Origin of the sequence: Streptomyces sp. NPDC057002 (assembly GCF_042673825.1) — a bacterium.
In the GTDB taxonomy this organism is placed as follows: domain Bacteria; phylum Actinomycetota; class Actinomycetes; order Streptomycetales; family Streptomycetaceae; genus Streptomyces.
The window spans coordinates 13627-30195 of the sequence record NZ_JBHURZ010000001.1 but is presented as its reverse complement, the minus strand read 5'-3'; the positions used below and the strand labels follow the sequence as shown (position 1 = coordinate 30195).

Annotated in this window: 14 protein-coding genes and 3 pseudogenes; 7 read left to right on the top strand and 10 right to left on the bottom strand. The window is 67.4% G+C overall.

Annotation, left to right across the window (positions count from 1 at the left end):
* Positions 1 to 68 precede the first annotated feature (68 nt).
* Both ACFT32_RS00165 and ACFT32_RS00160 read left to right on the top strand, forming a co-directional pair.
* Complete coding sequence (locus tag ACFT32_RS00165; protein ID WP_382483958.1) at positions 69 to 815, top strand: phosphotransferase family protein; 747 nt, start codon at positions 69 to 71, stop codon at positions 813 to 815.
* 152 nt (positions 816 to 967) lie between these two features.
* A pseudogene (locus ACFT32_RS00160) lies at positions 968 to 1087 on the top strand (IS5/IS1182 family transposase); the annotation flags it as partial.
* A 525-nt stretch (positions 1088 to 1612) separates the two neighbouring features.
* Here the strand turns inward: ACFT32_RS00160 and ACFT32_RS00155 are convergent.
* The 4 genes from ACFT32_RS00155 to ACFT32_RS00140 form a co-directional block, all read right to left on the bottom strand.
* A complete protein-coding gene (locus ACFT32_RS00155) occupies positions 1613 to 2053 on the bottom strand; it encodes a VOC family protein (RefSeq protein WP_382483956.1) in 441 nt (146 codons plus the stop codon).
* A 484-nt stretch (positions 2054 to 2537) separates the two neighbouring features.
* Positions 2538 to 2801, bottom strand: coding sequence for a hypothetical protein (locus tag ACFT32_RS00150; protein WP_382483953.1), 264 nt, complete (start codon positions 2799 to 2801; stop codon positions 2538 to 2540).
* A gap of 422 nt (positions 2802 to 3223) precedes the next feature.
* Positions 3224 to 4342, bottom strand: a complete 1119-nt coding sequence (locus tag ACFT32_RS00145) for a fatty acid desaturase family protein (protein WP_382483951.1) — start codon at positions 4340 to 4342, stop codon at positions 3224 to 3226.
* A 7-nt stretch (positions 4343 to 4349) separates the two neighbouring features.
* Entirely contained in the window at positions 4350 to 5405 is a 1056-nt protein-coding gene (locus ACFT32_RS00140) for a ferredoxin reductase (RefSeq protein ID WP_382483950.1), read from the bottom strand.
* Positions 5406 to 5491: 86 nt separating this feature from the next.
* Here ACFT32_RS00140 and ACFT32_RS00135 point away from each other — a divergent pair, with 86 nt between their 5' ends.
* Positions 5492 to 6631 carry a PucR family transcriptional regulator gene (locus ACFT32_RS00135; RefSeq protein ID WP_382483948.1) on the top strand — a complete coding sequence of 380 codons (1140 nt, stop codon included), beginning with the start codon at positions 5492 to 5494 and terminating at the stop codon, positions 6629 to 6631.
* A 383-nt stretch (positions 6632 to 7014) separates the two neighbouring features.
* Positions 7015 to 7353, top strand: a complete 339-nt coding sequence (locus ACFT32_RS00130; RefSeq protein WP_382483945.1) for a thioredoxin family protein — start codon at positions 7015 to 7017, stop codon at positions 7351 to 7353.
* A gap of 479 nt (positions 7354 to 7832) precedes the next feature.
* Here the strand turns inward: ACFT32_RS00130 and ACFT32_RS00125 are convergent, their stop codons facing one another.
* The 4 genes from ACFT32_RS00125 to ACFT32_RS00110 all read right to left on the bottom strand — a co-directional run bounded on the left by ACFT32_RS00125 (position 7833) and on the right by ACFT32_RS00110 (position 10959).
* The gene (locus ACFT32_RS00125) at positions 7833 to 7961 is read right to left on the bottom strand and encodes a hypothetical protein (protein WP_382483944.1); all 129 of its coding nucleotides are present in this window, start codon (positions 7959 to 7961) and stop codon (positions 7833 to 7835) included.
* 38 nt (positions 7962 to 7999) lie between these two features.
* Positions 8000 to 8413 (bottom strand): hypothetical protein, encoded by a 414-nt coding sequence (locus ACFT32_RS00120; protein ID WP_382483942.1) that lies wholly within the window; start codon positions 8411 to 8413, stop codon positions 8000 to 8002.
* 1056 nt (positions 8414 to 9469) lie between these two features.
* The gene (locus ACFT32_RS00115; protein ID WP_382483939.1) at positions 9470 to 10510 is read right to left on the bottom strand and encodes a VWA domain-containing protein; all 1041 of its coding nucleotides are present in this window, start codon (positions 10508 to 10510) and stop codon (positions 9470 to 9472) included.
* A gap of 77 nt (positions 10511 to 10587) precedes the next feature.
* Entirely contained in the window at positions 10588 to 10959 is a 372-nt protein-coding gene (locus ACFT32_RS00110) for a hypothetical protein (RefSeq protein WP_382483937.1), read from the bottom strand.
* Positions 10960 to 11773: 814 nt separating this feature from the next.
* Between ACFT32_RS00110 and ACFT32_RS00105 the strand changes: the two genes are divergently transcribed.
* A complete protein-coding gene (locus ACFT32_RS00105) occupies positions 11774 to 12394 on the top strand; it encodes a hypothetical protein (protein WP_382483935.1) in 621 nt (206 codons plus the stop codon).
* Positions 12395 to 12570: 176 nt separating this feature from the next.
* Positions 12571 to 12732 (top strand): annotated as a pseudogene (locus ACFT32_RS00100) (TetR/AcrR family transcriptional regulator C-terminal domain-containing protein); the annotation flags it as partial.
* 437 nt (positions 12733 to 13169) lie between these two features.
* Here the strand turns inward: ACFT32_RS00100 and ACFT32_RS00095 are convergent.
* Positions 13170 to 13574, bottom strand: a complete 405-nt coding sequence (locus ACFT32_RS00095) for a type II toxin-antitoxin system PemK/MazF family toxin (protein ID WP_359286194.1) — start codon at positions 13572 to 13574, stop codon at positions 13170 to 13172.
* Between the two features lie 166 nt (positions 13575 to 13740).
* On the opposite strand from ACFT32_RS00095, the pseudogene ACFT32_RS00090 reads away from it, so the two are divergent.
* A pseudogene (locus ACFT32_RS00090) lies at positions 13741 to 14972 on the top strand (IS701 family transposase).
* 46 nt (positions 14973 to 15018) lie between these two features.
* Here ACFT32_RS00090 and ACFT32_RS00085 read toward each other — a convergent pair.
* Positions 15019 to 16101, bottom strand: a complete 1083-nt coding sequence (locus ACFT32_RS00085) for a S1C family serine protease (RefSeq protein WP_382483933.1) — start codon at positions 16099 to 16101, stop codon at positions 15019 to 15021.
* Positions 16102 to 16569 lie beyond the last annotated feature (468 nt).

The following is a 16569-nucleotide window of genomic DNA, read 5'->3' as shown; positions in this document are numbered from 1 at the left end:
CGGTCAGCCGCGCAATCGCACGCGGTAGACCCGGTGTTGGCGATGGTCATCCCGGGATGCTGGTCGCCATGGATGAGGTCAAGGTCGTCGTCGCCCATTCCGAGCGCGCGACTCTGCGCGTCGGCGATGTGTTCCTGAAGGTGGATGCCGATCAGGCGCGTGTCGATGCCGAGGTCGAGGCGATGGCCTTGGCGCCGGTCCCGACCCCGGAGGTCCTGTGGCGCAAGCCGCCCGTGCTGGCGATCGCCGCGGTCCCGGGGACGGCGCTCGGCCGCCTCGGTGAGCCGTCTGCCGCGTCGCCGGCGGCGTGGGCCAAGGCGGGTGCCGCCACCCGGAAGCTGCACGACGCGCCGTTGCCGCCCTGGCCCGGCCGGAGCGGCCGGGGCATCGATGAGTTCGCGGCGGATCTCGACGCCGAGTGCGAGTGGCTCGTGACGAACGGCGTCCTTCCCCCTGACCTGGTCACCCGCAACCGCCAGGTCGCGGAGGCAGCACTCCGGCCGTGGACTCCGGTGTTCACGCACGGCGACCTCCAGATCGCTCACGTGTTCGTCGACGGCGACGAGATCACCGGCATCATCGACTGGTCCGAGGCGGGCCAGGGCGATGCCCTGTTCGACCTCGCCACTTTGACGCTCGGACACGAGGAGCACCTCGGCGACGTCGTAGCCGGCTATGGCACCGACGTCGACCTCGACGTGATCCGTGCCTGGTGGTCGTTGCGAAGCCTGCTGGGGATTCGCTGGCTGGTCGAGCACGGCTTCGACCCGTCCGCGCCGGGCTGTGAGGTCGACGTGCTGAGATCCAGGCTGTGAGGCTGCGCGGACCCGAACGCTGTGAGTGCGTCCAGCGTGCGTGTTGTCGCCTACGGACTGTCCCGTAACTACCGTTCGTGCGGCGCGCGTGAGGCTCTGGGGGGGGCGACTGCTCTGCCGGATTCCGCCCCCGGCAGCTATGACCGCCTGGGGGCGCCGACCAGCGGCGCCCGGGACGCCCCTTGTCGCTACCCCGGTAGGACCCTGCGCTCCTGGTCGCGGCCTGCTGGCGCACGAACCTGACACCCCGCCGGCTCGCGCCACTGCTAGGACGGCTCAGCGCGGCTATGCGGCATGCCGTCCCGGGCCCGTGGTGTCAGAGGCGGTCGGGGATTGTCGCTTCGTGGGAAGTGGCCACGGCCACGGGCGGTGTTGCAGTCGGCCCCGCGACAGCCGATGCGCGTTGCCGGTGGCGGTAAGCGAAGAGCACCGGACCCCCACAATCCGAAAGATTCTAGATAGAACGAAATTGCTTCGGCCTCAACTAGGAGGGGGACTTGGATGCGAGAGTCAGCGCGGTCTCCTGCCTGGAAAATCTCTCGGTACAGTGGTCGATCACCAGCCTGGATCCATCCCGAGCGGCGCAAGCATTGTGGCGGGATACAGCAAGTATTCAAAGCTGCTGCTTCCGGTAACGCCCTCACGAGCACGCCCGTCAACCTCTCTGCAGGTGGCGGTTGGAGCGCGCGGGACAGCGGCCCCAACTACGCCGCGGGCCAGGCCAAGCCCCTGCTGGACGGTCTGCAGCTGACATTGTCGACGGCTACCTCTTTCACGAACTGGGTTCTCAGCAAAAGTCAGCGCAGTTGTTCGGCCAGTCCGACGATGATGCCCTCCGGGCCGCGGAGGTAGCAGAGCAGATAGCTGTCCTCGAACCGGGCGATCTCGCCGACGAGTTCGGCGCCGTGAGGGCGCAGACGGGCAACGGTGTCCTCGATGTCGTCGACGGCGAACATGACGCGGTGCGTGCCCACAATGTTGTGAGGCCGGTTGCGTGGCCCGGCACTGATCACCGCGGGGCTGCGGTACTTCGCCAGCTCGAGTCGGTTGTGACCGTCCGGGGTCCGGACCATCGCGATGTCACAGTGGACACCGTCGAGTCCGGTGCACTGGTCGGCGACGAGACCCTCGACCTCCCCTCTGCCCTCCAGCTCCATACCGAGTTCCACGAAGAACGCGATGGCGGCATCCATGTCCTCGACGACGATGCCGACGTTGTCCATCCGCTGAATCGCCATGCTGGCTTCTCCTTCTTCCTCGCGCGGCCGGTGGTGGCCGCTGATGTCCCTGGGACGGAGCCGGTGGCACGTTCTCGACATCCGTTGACCGCCGAACTCCGAAAGAACTTCCGTCACCGTGACGCATTCTCGTTACCGCAACTCCTGCCCACCGGCCTGCGACTCTGGCGAGGGATGCTACGAGTCCGGCTCCTGGCGCGCCAAGACGTCGACGGCGGCCAGTCCCGGCAGCGCCACGTGCGCTTCGTTGATCGGCTTCATGCCCGGCACTACGCGCCGCAGATCCCAGAGATTCCCTGCCCTGGCGCGTTCACCCAACCGAGTCGGTTCCGGCCCACCGCCGCGCCAGGCCGCGGTCATGGCGGCCTCGGAGCAGCGAGGGGGACGTCAGTAGGGGAGAGGTCGGTGCGGTGCAGGGCGGTGCACTCGCGCGGGATGGCGCCACTGTCGGCGGCGTCGCGGGCCACGTCGACGCCGACCTCCATCAGCTTGGGCCGCACCAGCGCGATGGACAGCGTCTCCCTCCGGCGGCCGTGCTGCCGGTTGCCTGGGCGAGGGTGGTGCGGCCGGTGTGCTGCATGCGCCCACGGTCGTCGTACCGGCCGCGCAGCAGACAGCGCGGGGAAGCCAGGGAGCCGGTGCCCGTGCCGACGATCGCCTTGGTAGTCCCGCGCACCTTGTACTTCCGCCAGCCCCTCACCGACGGCTCGTACACACCGCCCAGCCGCTTGAAGACCACATCTTCCATGCCGACCGCCCCCAGGTCAGCAACTCACTCACGACCTTCGGATCGGGGCTCTCGTCAGTCGCCGGGGCTGCCCCTGTGCCGCACCGCCGCAGCCGGTTCTGCAGCCGCTCGAATGCGAGCCGCTCCTGCTCCCACACGACCGGTCCGCCATCCAGGGCCGTCGCGGGCCGGTGGTCGGGTGCGTACGCGCACTCGGCTGCGGACGGGCGCGCTGGGTGGGAGGCATGTGCTGTGACGTGGACACTGCCGGAACCCGCCGCCCCTGTGCCCGACCCTGCGCTGCTGCCGGGATGGGCGGGTGAGCCGAAGTGGGACGGGTGGCGGGCCCTGGTCTCCGTCGGCGTGGGCCGGGTCCGCAACGGATCTCACCGAACCCGGCGGTGCCGCCGGTACGGCCGAAGGATCTGAACCAGTACCGGGAATCAGGCCGCGACGAGCTCCTGCTCGCGGTCCGGCGTCTTGACCTTGGGCTTCTTGTTCGGCAGCGAGAGCCGGAAGACCTTGTGCCACGCCGAGAACACCTGCTTGGGCAGCGGTCCGGTGACGTACTCCAGCTCGTACTTCTCGAACAGCGCGCGCACCTTCACCGCGACCTCGGCGTACCGGTTGCTCGGCAGGTCCGGGAACAGGTGGTGCTCGATCTGGTGCGACAGGTTGCCGGTCATGAAGTGCATGGCCTTGCTGCCGCTGATGTTCGCCGAGCCCATCATCTGGCGCAGGTACCACTGGCCGCGCGTCTCGCCCTTGATCGACCGGCGCTCGAAGACCTGCACGCCCTCGGGGAAGTGCCCGCACATGATCACCGAGTGGGTCCAGAGGTTGCGGACCAGGTTCGCGGTGAACGTGGCGGCGAGCGTGGTGAGGAACGACGGGCCCGACAGGAGCGGGTGGATCACGTAGTCCTTGAGCACCTGCTTGCGGATCTTGCGGCCCACGGCCCTGGCCCGCGCGCGGAACTCCGGGTTGTTGCGGCGGCGCTTGTGCAGGTTCTTGCCGAGCTCCAGGTCGTACGCCGCGATGCCGTACTCGAAGAAGCAGGCGTTGATGAAGTTCCACAGCGGCTGGCCCAGGTGGAAGGGGTGCCACTTCTGGTCCTCGTCGACGCGCATGATGCCGTAGCCGAGGTCGTTGTCCTTGCCGATCACGTTGGTGTACGTGTGGTGCAGCTCGTTGTGCGAGTGTTTCCACTGGTCGGCCGGCGAGACGTGATCCCAGTCCCAGGTGGTGGAGTGGATCTTCGGGTCTCGCATCCAGTCCCACTGGCCGTGCAGGATGTTGTGGCCGATCTCCATGTTGTCCATGATCTTCGCCACGGACAGACCGGCGGTGCCGATGATCCACGCGGGCGGGAAGAACGAGAACAGCAGCACGCCCCGGCTGACCAGCTCGAGCTTGCGCTGCGCCGAGATGACCTTGCGGATGTAGGCGGCGTCCTTCTCGCCGCGGCCGGCGATCACCTCGTCGCGGATCGCGTCCAGCTCGCGGCCGAGCTCCTCGATCTGCTCCGCGGTCAGGTGGGCGGTGGGGTCGATGGCGGTCAAGGTGCTCCTACCGTTCGATGTCGCAGGGGCCCGCCGCGGCGGACACACAGGTCTGGATGAGGACGCCCGACTCGGCCTCGGTGATCTCGCCGGTGCGCAGGTCACGGACGGCGCCCGCCTTGAGCGGCGTGATGCAGCCGAAGCAGATGCCCATGCGGCACCCGGAGGGCATGATCACGCCGGCCTCCTCGCCGACGTCCAGCAACGGCGTGGCGCCGTCCGCGTCGACGGTCTTGCCGGTGGCGCTGAACGTGACCTCGCCGCCGTCGCCGGCGACGACGATGCTGGGGCGGAAGCGTTCAGTGTGCAGGCGCTCTAGGACGCCATGCTCGGTCCAGTGCTCTTGGGCGGCGTCGAGCAGGCCGGCGGGCCCGCAGGCCCAGGTCTCGCGCTCGGCCCAGTCGGGCACGAGTTCGTCGAGACGGGCGATGTCGAGCATGCCGTCTGTGTCGGTGTGCACCTCGGTGAGTCGCAGCTTCTTGTCCGCGACCAGGTCGTGCAGCTCGTTGCGGAAGATCACGTCGTGCGGCTGTGGCGCGGAGTGGACCATGACGACGTCGTCGAACTCGGTGTCGCGCAGCATGCCCATCACCGGCGTGATGCCGCTGCCGGCTGTCAGGTAGAGCACCTTGGCGGGCTTGGCCTGCGGCAGCACGAAGTCACCGGTCGCCTGGTCGAGCTGGATCAGCGTGCCCGGTTTCGCTCTGCGGACCAGGTGATTGCTGACCTTGCCGTCCGGGATCGCCTTCACGGTGATCGTGACGCGGCCGTCCTGGCGGTTTGTCGGCGAGGTGAGCGAGTAGGCACGCCACAGGCGCACCCCGTCGACGTCGACCCCGATCCGCACATACTGACCGGCTGTGTGGCCGCGCCAGCCCCGTCCCGGCCTGATCACGATGGTCGCGGCGTCCCCCGTCTCGGGGTGCACGGCCTCGATGCGCCCACGCAGGTCAGCGCCCGCACGCAGCGGGCTGACCAGGTCGAGGTAGTCAGACGGCAGCAGCGGCGTCGTGACCATCTCCAGTAGTTTCCACGCCCTGCTGCGGAGGGCTGTACTCGTCATGGCTCCAGCTTGCTGCGCCTCAGGGCGTAAAGTCCTGACCGCAGGACGTAAATCTGGCCTGCTGAATTGTTCGCAGGGAATAAAACATGAGCCATGTAATCCGCAGGGCCAGTGAACTGGCCCTGGATGAGACGACGGTCACAGTACTTCGGGCTGCGCTGAAGGCCACCGCCGACGAGGTCGTCCAGGCGATCATCGACGAGGTCCCTCCCTACGCCAACGCCCTCTCGGGCCACATGGGCGCCACCATCCGCCGAGCCGTCCGCACCGCCCTGGGGCACTACCTGGACCTCGCGAGCGGGAATGCCACGGGCGGCGACGGCGGTGACGCGGCCTACGAGCTGGGCCGCGGCGAGGTCCGCGACGGCCGTTCGATGGACGCCCTGCTCAGCGCCTACCGCGTCGGCGCCCGCGTGGCCTGGCGATGCCTGGCAGCGGGGGCCGTACCCGCAGGTCTGCCCGCCGCCGAGGTCGCCAAGTTCGCCGAGCTGACCTTCGCCTACATCGACGAGCTCTCCGCCGCGAGCGCCGCGGGCCACGCCGACGAACTGGCGGCCCGGGGCAGGGATCACGAGCGCCACCTGGAGCACCTGGCTCGCGACCTCCTCGCCAGTGCGAGCCCGGACGTGCTGCTGGTCTCTGCTCAAAGGGCCGGGTGGCAGCCTCCGGTCTCGCTGACCGCGGTCCTGCTGCCCGCCGCCCAGGCCCGGCCCGCCTACCGCGCGCTCGACCCGAGCACCCTCGTCCTGGACGATCTGCCGGACACCACCGGTGTGCTGCTCGTCCCCGACGCCGACCGATCACATCTCTTGCGGCAGCTGACCGACCGCACCGCCGTGGCGGGCCCAGCCCGGCCATGGACTCGTGCGTCCGCCTCGTACGCACGAGCCGTACGCGCACGCTCCCTCTCCTCCGATATCCGCGACACCGAGGACCACCTGCCCGAGCTGGTGCTGAGCGCGGACGCGGACGCGTTCGCAGACCTGCGTGCCCGAGCCCTCGCACCGTTGCGGACCTTGCCTGTCGCGACCGCACGGCGGCTGGAGGAGACGTTGCGGGAGTGGCTGCTGCACCAGGGCAGACGGGACGAGGTGGCGGCGGCGTTGTTCGTCCATCCCCAGACAGTCCGGTACCGGATGTCGCAGCTGCGGGAGCTGTTTCCGGATCTCGCATCGCCACACCGGGTCCTTGAACTGACGCTGGCGGTCGGTCTTCGGGCCGGCTGACGCGTACTTCGACCGTCCACGACGACTGGATCCGGTGGACGATGCGCCCAGGCCCGCTCGTCGACGCGCTCATCGAGCATCTGGTCGATGATCTGGGCCGCTACGTCCTGGAACACGGCTTTCATGTCGTCGTTCAGGGCGCTGTCCTGGCACGAGCTGGCCCACGGGCGCGCGGCGGGCTGCAGCCGGGTGACCGGCGGGGCGGCCAAGCCGGGTCACCAGGGGCTGGGGGCCGGGCCGCTCGCGCCGGGGACCACCGTGGTTCCGCGACGGCCCCGTGCCTCCCTTCCGACAGGTCAACCGGACGACCGGCCGGGCCGGCCTGGCACACCGCGCGAGGGATGATGGGGATGGAATTCCGGAACGTGAGGTCAGGAGCCTCCATGACGAAGCGGGTTCACCGCCCCCGTGAGGACGCGGAGTTCAATTTCATCCTCGGGATGAGCAGAGTTCCGGTCCTCGCATACTTCACCGGGACATGGCCCAAGGCAATCGAGCCCTGCCGGGTGATGGACCTCGTCGTGAGTGGCATCGCCGACGACTACACGGGCCGCCTGACGGCCGTCCGCGCCGACATCACGCGATGTCCGGCCGCAACCGAGCGATACGGGATCACCGGAGCCCCGTCCTACGTCCTGCTGAAGGAGGGAGAGGCGGTGGCGCACGGCACGGGGCCTATGACCATCGCCGAGCTACGGAAGTTCCTGGACGGCCACCTCTGAGCGGCCGCTGCGGAACGTGGTCGCGACTCCCGTCACGTCTCGTCCATGGGAGCTGCGCCGCCTGAGACACCTGTGGGGCTGAGACACCCCCACAGGTCACATGACCCCGTCGAGCGCGGTCGCGTCCCGGCAGCTGCGCAGTGCCGGCCACCACCTCCGGGAGCGACGGCCCCATCTCGGTGCCCCGCCTCGAACGCAGCACCACTCGCCCCGCGTCGACGGAGACCAGAGCCCGGAACCCGTCCCACCTCAACTCGCCGGCCCAAGCCGACGGCAGAGCGGGATCCGGCTCGGTGGTGGCCGGCATCGGCTGCGGCAGCGTCCACATCACGCGCCATGCCTTCCACCGGGGCCGGGCCATCGCTGAATCGAGCGATGGTGCCTCGCCAAGGGCGGCGTCGCCGACTTCTGCAACGACACCCAAGTGGCGCCCGAAGCCACCTCTTATGGCTTCGGGCGCCGCTTCTCGTGGTGCGATGTCAGGCGTGGGCGGAAGCGATGTAGCGCCGGGCGGTGACCATGAGGCCGAAGGCCACGGCGAGACCGACCCGACGGGAGCCGCCGAGGACGGTCAGCATCGAAAGGGCTCTGCCTTCATGTGCGTACACCGGGAAGCTCACCCTGGGACACGAACTCCGGATCCTGTTCAGCAGTTGCGGATCGTCCCCGAACCGACGTCGACGTTGCCGGAGTAGATCCAGCCATTCCGCCAAGTGGAGCCGGCCGGGTCAACGTAGTACCAGGTGTTGCCCGAATCGGGGTTGCGGTACTTGCACACAGCCCACAGTTGCGTGGGCACGCCCATGTCGCTCCACCCGATGAAATCGCAGCGCGCAGCCGGCCCATACCTGAGTCGAATCTCCTTGTTGGTCACAAGGCTCACGCCGCCGCCCGACCCGCTCGGGTCCCAGTTGCAGTTCACGGCTGCGGGAGCCTGAGGGGCGGAGACGGTGTCCGCCTGAGCGGATGCTGACGCTGCCGGCATCATCGCGAAGGCTGCCGCGGTCACGGCGATGGTCACTCCGAGTCCTTTGAACAGTTGCAAGGTTTCCTCCTCCATGGTCCTGCTGAGCGTCCGCTGAGCAGGGGAATACGGATGTCATCCACACGTCGCGGATCGACGGTTGTAGTTCAGGAGCAGCTCGCTGTGCGGAGAGTGATTCATCGACGCAGCGGGCTGTGCCGGGGCGACCGTTCGGCCGGCCGGACACCACACAGGCTGCTGACCAACGACAGGTGAAGCAATGAGAGCCGGCTGTCCCGGACAGTTCGCCGACTGTCCGGGCTGGTCCGGGGCCATGTCCGGACCCTGTCCCGGACAGGGCTGCCGCAGTAAATGCCGGATCCACTCGTCAGCGCCTCTGCCGTGATCATCGCGACCTGTGGTGGGCCGATCGGATCGGGAGGGTGAGGTGTCCGCCGCACTTTCTACGGCAGGACCGGAAGGGCTGGGACGGGGGTGGCGATCGCACCGGTCACCGAATTCGAGAGCGGGTGCACTCCGGCTGCCGCGCACCCGGGCCCGCCCGCCGGGGCGCGAAGCCGCCCGTCCTCCCCCCGTCGCCGCGATCGACGCCCCGGCATTGCCGCCGGAAGTGTTGGTCGAGTTGGCGGCAATGCGGGCGGACGGGATGGACGCCGACACCGTCAACTGCGAACTTTCCATCGCACGCAAGGCGATCGGCTGGTGGCAGCGCCCCCGCTGGATCGAATGCGACCCGACCATCGGCATCGAACGGCGGCCGGCGCCGCCGCCGCACCAAGGCCCTGACCGAGGACCAGATCGCCGCCCTATGGCGCCTGGACGTCGTCGTGCGGCAGCTCCGTACCTCCTGCCTTCAAGGAAGCCGCAGAGACCTTGCATGCCGAGTCGCGGAGTCACCGATGCTGCTGTCGGGCGCTTCTTAACTCACTCGGAGAACGCGAACTCGGTCTGTCGCCGACCACGCACTGAAGGAGGGCGACCTGTCGGCCGCGTGTGGGACGGCCTCGGGGAGAAGACGCAAGCGGCGGCAGCATGTCGCACAGCGTGCTGTTCGGCCGCCACCTGACGCCCGGCCGCGACGGGGGAGAGAGCGGTGAATTCTCCGGCACCCCGCTCGGTCTCACATCGAATTCAGATCATGAGCAGCAGCCGCGTCTGGGGCACGAGTTTCCGGTTGACACTGGTGCTCTGCACGAAGATGGTGAAGTGGTCGTTGTGGTCCGGCTTGACGCGAACTTCCGTGTCGGGCAGGCCGAGCAGAGCCCGGGCTTCGGGTCCCGAGTACACGCGGTCCGTCTTCTTCTCCAGGACCGCGATCTGCTTCTGCGCCTGAATCTTCTCCGATTTGCTCAGCTGGTAGAACGCCCCACCGGTCCGGTAGGTGTGTCCGCATTCGATGACCCATTCCTTGATGGCCGCGTCGCGAGAGACCGGGATCAATTGGTAGTTCGACGGATCGACCGGGGTGAGGCCGGCTGCCTTGATGGTGTTCTCATTGACCGCCTCCGCGCCGGTGGAGAACACCGCGCGCGATCCCCGAATGCCCTGGGCGCGGCCCATCATGAAGTTCTCCGTGGCCTGCCGGATGACCTGCCCGGCCTCCTCCAGGCCCTGTGTGCTGGTGGCGTCCCATATGGCGATGTTGTCCTTGGGGAAACCGCACTGCATGGCCTCGCGCTTGCCCATCTGATCGGGCACCAGGACGGCCAGCGTCCAGTTGTCCTGCTGTGTCGCGATCATCTCGGCCACGGCCTGGACCAGTTGGCGTGGATCCTGGGCGGAGAAATCCCGGCAGCGGTGGCTCGCGTTCTCCTGGCCGTCGGTGAGGACGAACGTCAAAAAGCTGTGGTCGCCATACAGTTGCGCGGTCTGCGCCAGCTCCCGCTGCGACTTCAGTGCGGCCGCCAGGAGCGCCGTCATTCCACCGGTACGGTACAGCTGCTTCAGTGACGGCATGCGCAGCACGTCCTTGTCGTAGATGACGCACTCCACCTTGTCGGCGAAGACGTACACCGTGACGCGGGTTTCCTGGTCCAGTTCCCTCGAACGGCGGGCGAGATAGGCGATCTGCTGGTCGGCGACCTCGACAACCTTTCGGCTCAGGTGCGACATGGATGAGCTGGCATCCAGTACTAGAGCAACGTGGTTGATGTAATTCTGGCTTCCGGTCATCACAGCTCCCCCTTGTTCCGACTTGATGCTCCAATCCTCTCACCCACCACTGACAATCGATCTTGGTCCGACCGGCCTCACGACAGCAGCATGCGCGTCCAGACCACGGCCAGCAGCGTGCAGACGAGGGTGAACAGGCCCTGCACGACGGCGGTGACGGGCATCCGCAGACGGGCGTGCACGACGGCGCTGGCCGCAGCCACGGCCGGAACGCCCCAGACGACGAGCCACGCCAGGACGGGTACGTCCCGGGAGCGCGCGGGCTGCACCGAGTGCGGCGGCTCCGCGCTCCCCATGCCGACCATGACGAACAGCAGCCCGGCGGCGACGACGATGACCGCGTCCGCGACCAGGAAGAGCAGGCCGACGGCGATGTCGATCAGCCGGGAAGGGCGTTCGCGTCCGGGAGGCGCATCGGAGTCCTGGTGGTCCGTGGACGGTGAGGCCATGGCCCGACTGCACCACGGAATGACGGGTTCGGCACCGCCCGGGGCCGGGACAGTCACGGTGGAGGACGCGAGCTGCCTGCCGCAGCGGCGGGTCGAAGCAGCCGGGCGCGTTCGGCTGACTCCTGTTCCAGGCCCTCGTGCAGCGGCGGATGCAGCACCCGGTCGAGCCGACAAGGTACCGGTCAGACCATCGGCGACGTGATCCGACGGAACCGCCAAGCCGAGGCCCGCCGACTGCGAAGCCGCTGATACGGCTCCGTCAAACGCCGCCTGCTTGCAAAGTTGGAGAGAAATGCATCCCCGGGGCCCGGCAGGGCGGCAGGCTGACCGCCACTCATCATGAGGCGGTGTCTTCCCAGGTGATCCGCTGACATGAAACCGAGCGGTGGCTGCTGATGCCGGGGAGGGGTGGATCCTGCACGACCATTCGGACATGCCCGAACTTGCCGACAAGCGTCCTTCCAGCAGAAGGGATGTTTTCACCGCTGGCTGTCTCCTGCAGCTTGTGTTGTTGGCGGACGTGGCGGCCGGATTGCTGGTCGTCATCGTGCTCGCGGTACGGGGGCTGGGCCGGATGGAGCCAGCTCCCGACAGACAGCGGCCGACCCACTGCCCGATCCGCAGACTGGACGACGGTGCTGTGCTTCGGCGTTCTGGCACTGGCGGTCGGCGTGACGGGCCTGGTGCTGCTGCGGCTGGGACACCGAACCGTCGGGACGGTCCAGTTGGCGTTCTGCGTCGTTTTGACACGCCAAGCGCTGAGGGTTTGGCCCTGACTCAGGAAGCGGTCAGACGCCACTCTCAGACGGTAACCATGGTCCGCGAGCTCGGCGACGGCCGTCGCGAAGTCGCGGTGAACAACCTGGGCCTTGCCCTGGAGGGCGCCAACCTCCGGGCGCTCACACTGCTGCTGCGCCGGCACGGCAAGGTGGCCTGCGCGCGGACGCTGGCGCTGCGGATCGCCGACGGCAGCAATGGGAGGAGACTCGCCGCCGCGCTGAAGGTGCGCGGACTGTGGCTGCATACGGCGACGGGGGGGCGACCGACGGTGTCCCTGTGCTGCCATGGACCTCAACGGGTCGTCGGCGTACGGGAGTTCACGGTGACCGACGAGGTCGGAACGACGAAGGTACGGTACGTGGTGCGTGCGGTGGTGACCGAGCACGCGCCGCACGAGCTGCCCCTTGTCGAGGGATTGTTCCGGTTCGACGACGAGGAGGCCGCCCGGTCCTTGCCGGGCGGGGATCACGCAGGGAACCGCTCGGGTTCGGTCTGGCCGAGGCCACTGCCCTGGTCACCGCCGTGGTGTGGCTCGTTCTCGACCAGGTGGCCCGTCCCGCGCTCGACGTCGCCACCGACGGCCTGGTCGAGCGGGGCCGCTCCGGACTGCGCCGGGTCCTGTGTCGGGGCACCGCGGCTCTCCCCGGCACCCTGACCGAGCTGGACCGCGCCCAGCTCACCCTCGTACGCACACAGATCTTGAGGCACGCGACCGAGCGCGGTATCAACACGGACGAGGCGACCTCGCTGGCGGACGCGGTGGTGGCCCGCCTGGCGACAGCGGACCCAGGGGCGGGCGGTGCTGCGGGCAGCGCTGACGGGCTCGGCAAGATGCCCTACTTCGAATCGGTCCGCCGCTACCTGGCAGCGGAAAACGCCGCTGGTACAGCCCGGCTTGACGATGCGGAGATAGCAGCGACCCAATTCCTCGGGATGATCTCCAACTACGTGTTCTGGCCGCGCATGCTGCTCGCACGCTGGGAGCCTGACGACTCCGCCATCACCAACGCGGTCGACCAAGCGGTGCTGGCCATGCTGGCTCGATACGGCGCGCCGGGGACCACGGCACCTGAGACACCAGGTGCCCCACCCCTCTGCGTAACCACCCGATATCTCCCGCACAGGCAGGCCCTCGACCCCGTCGAGTACCCAGTCGCTCACACAGCGCCGGAGCTCCTTGGAGCTGCCGCCTTCGCGATGGAGGCGCGGCCGATAGCCCGCGGCCCTGCAGTCGATCGAAGCCAAAGGCCGATTGCGGGACAACCCTTAGATCGATCCGCTAGCTCTGAGGGCAAGGTCGCAATTTCGCTTAGTACTCCAGCCGTAGATCGTGATCTCGGTGGTGAGGGGCGCCGCGGCGGCAGGTGGCCAGCGTCGATCATCTCGCCCGAGATCGCCCACGCCGTCGCGGGCGTCGGCTCCTTCTCCGTCTACCCGAGTTCACCGAGACGGAGGGCATCCCTTATCTCGCTGAGCTTCGCGGTCGTGGCCGGGGTCCGCTCCTGCGCTTGTTCAGCGAGTCGGAGGGCGTCGTCAATCTCGCTGAGCTTCACGGAGGACAGGACGGCCGCCCGCTCTATCAGGTCGTCCCGGGACACAGTGGTCAGCCACGTGCACGGGGTGAAGCCTGGACGCGGGAACGCGAGCCGCAGCACGCCTTCGAACGGCAGTCCTTCACCGGCGCCCACCATCACTTCGATGCCCAGACCGCTGATGTCGACGCCCGCCGGAGCGACGACCTGCATCACCCGGATCCCGGACGTGTCGTCTCCCGACAGCAGTACGACCAACCTCCGCTCGTCGAACTGGACCCACCAGACTTCGCCACGTTGCACAAGTCCTCCAGACACATGACGGCAGGCAGACGCTGCGCGACCCTGACGCGCTGTGGAGACGGGTGCGGCCACCGTTGCTCATCGGTGTGTGAAGACTGAAGATCATGCGGTGGCCGCAGGTCACAGCGTAGACCCTGCCCGCTGGCAGGAGGCGTTCGAGGGCCTGATGACCCGGATCGCGGGCCGGTTCGCACGGTCGAACCCCGACGTCGGGTCGGGCGGTTGGTGCTCGGGCTGCTGTCGGACCTGCCGCGCAAAAACTGCTGGACCATCGCAGAGTGGGCCGGAGAGAGCACCCCGGACGGCATGCAGCACCTGCTCGGGCGGGCCAAGTGGGACGCCGACCAGGTCCGCGACGACGTGCGGGCCTACGTAGTGGAGCATCTGCGGGACGACCAGGCGGTTCTGGTGGTCGACGAGACCGGCGACGTGAAGAAGGGCACCGACACCGTCGGTGTCCAGCGCCAGTACACCGGCACCGCGGGCAGGATCGAGAACGCGCAGGTCGCCGTCTGTCTCGTCTACGCCGGCTGCCGCGGACGCGCCGCAGTAGACCGGGAACTGTACGTTCCGCGTTCCTGGACCTTGGACCCCGACCGCTTCCGGGCCGCCGGACTCGGTGACACGACCAAATTCGCGACCAAACCGCAGCTTGCCGTCCGCATGGTCACCCGACTCCTGGACGCCGGCCACCGGGCCGCCTGGCTCACGGGAGGCGAGGTTTACGGCGGCAACCCGACGCTATGCGTCGCGCTGGAAGAACGCGGCACCGGCTACGTCCTCGCGGTGGCCTGCTCGCACGAAGTCACCACAGGCGCCGGGAAGTTCCGCGCGGACACGCTGGCCAGGAAGCTGCCCAAGAGGGCCGGTAGAAGCTGTCCGCAGGGAGCGGAGCCAAGGGCCACCGCTTCTACGACTGGGCCGTCATCGACCACACCGACCTCCGGCCCGGGAGCCGGCAGTTGCTGATCCGCCGCAACCGCAGTACCGGCGAACTCGCGTACTGCCGCTACTACTCGCCGGCCGCCGCAGTGCCGCTAACCACCCTGGTGCGCGTCGTTGGATCAAGGTGGCGGGTCGAGGAGTTTTTCCAGTCCGGCAAGGGCCTGGCGGCCTTGGACGAGCACCAGGCCGCCGCTACCCGTCCCGGTCCCGCTGGGTCACCCTGGCCATGCTCGCGCACGTCTTCCTCGCCGTCGTCCGCGCGAACGAACACGACCGCGATCCCGCACCAGACGCCCTTATACCGCTCACCTGCAACGATATCCAACGGCTGTTCATCACGCTCGTCATCCGGCCCGTGACCCGGTCCACCGGCTCGGCTGGTCCGACTGGCGACGCCGCCACCAGGCCCGATCCCAGACCAGCCACTACCGGCGGCAAGCCGCTCGAACGTGAAGATCACGATTTACTGCTGGAGTATTAGTGGGCGGAAGATTTCCCTCTACGAATTACCTTCCAATACCAGCTCGGCAGTCCACGAGCCACCAAACGTATGTCCAGCTGAACCGACTCCCGAATACACCCCTTTCAGGTTCAGCGTGTCACCGGCTGAAGCAGACTCAAGGACGTCGCACAGCTCGGTGACCGAGGACACATTCTCCCCGTTGACTGCGGCGATCACGGCACCTTGTTGAAGATTCGCGTTGCTGGCCGGAGAGTTCTTCCGGAAATCAACAAGGAACAGACCGTTAATCCCCTCGTCCTGAAGACGTTTCTGTGCGTCCTTCGCTGACCCCTCCGGAATCCCGGCCGCCGCCGCACTCTGCGGGAGAGTCGGATCGGACACCGCACCGAGCCACCATCCAGGGTCGTTCTTCATGTCGCCCGCAGCCAGGCCAGGAAGCTTGGACTTCGCGTGATTGCTATCTATGGCAACAGAAGAACTTCGATGCTTTTCTCCTATCAAGGGATCTTGTTCTATGAATACCCCAGTATTGACGCCAATCACTTCTCCATCGCTATTAAGTACTGGTCCTCCTGCGGCTCTGGCTTTCACTTCCACAGAATGGTAAATTACAGAGGGGTGGTGAGGGTATGACGGAGTGTCGCCTTCCACGTCGGACTCATCTGTCGCCTCGCCGGCGGTGGCAACAACATCCGCTCCAGCGTCACCCCCTGCCTCCGGGTAACCAAGCGACGTGATGGGATCGCCGTCAACAACCAGGTCACTATCTCCGAATTGCAGTTCCTTCAGTCCTTGCAGTGGAGAAGTAAGCCTAAGTACGGCTAGATCCTGGCAGAGATCACTACCTACCAACTGGGCAGGCGCCAAATGTTTCTCACCCGGTATGATCACGCCTAGGCTGCTCTCTCCCGCAATAAGGGATGCGGTGGTGACAACGAGACCTCTGCTGGCGTCGTAAATAAAGCCAGTACCTGCTGCGGAGTCGCCCACCACTTGCACAACAGCAGCTTTGGCCTGCTCAGGGTCTCCGGTAGAGGGCTCGCCCGCTGTCGGCACCATTGCCCCGCACATGGCGACCAGGAGGGATGACGCCGCGAGAAGGTTTATCTTTGCGCTCATGGTGTACACGCACCCCTCGGAGCTGCGAGCAATTCACCCACGCTCCCGGACCTAGCCGGAAACACCACACATCCAGCTTAGCCAGACAAACCGGCCGTGTCCTGTCATGGAAATAGGTGAAGGCCGAACAAAGCTGGGATAGCGAAGACGTTGAGACCGCCGAAAGGGCATGTCAAAAGCAGTGATCTCTTTCAGCGTGGCTACTGATCGGGTGACGGAATCGATGCCGGCAACGCACGAGGCCCCCGTGCCGTTGGGGGAGGTGTTCGAAGTCACGACCCACAGGGCACAGGAGCCGCGTTGGTACCGTATTCTGCCGGTGCCGAGGCACTCAGCGACACCGACGGTCAATGTGTCCTGCTCGGTGCCGCGCATGGAGCGCATCACCAACGCCCCGGCGTCGGTCACGCCCTACAGCTCCAAAACCCAACTCCGAGGCTCAGCCGACCGCAGGTTCGGCTCGGGCAC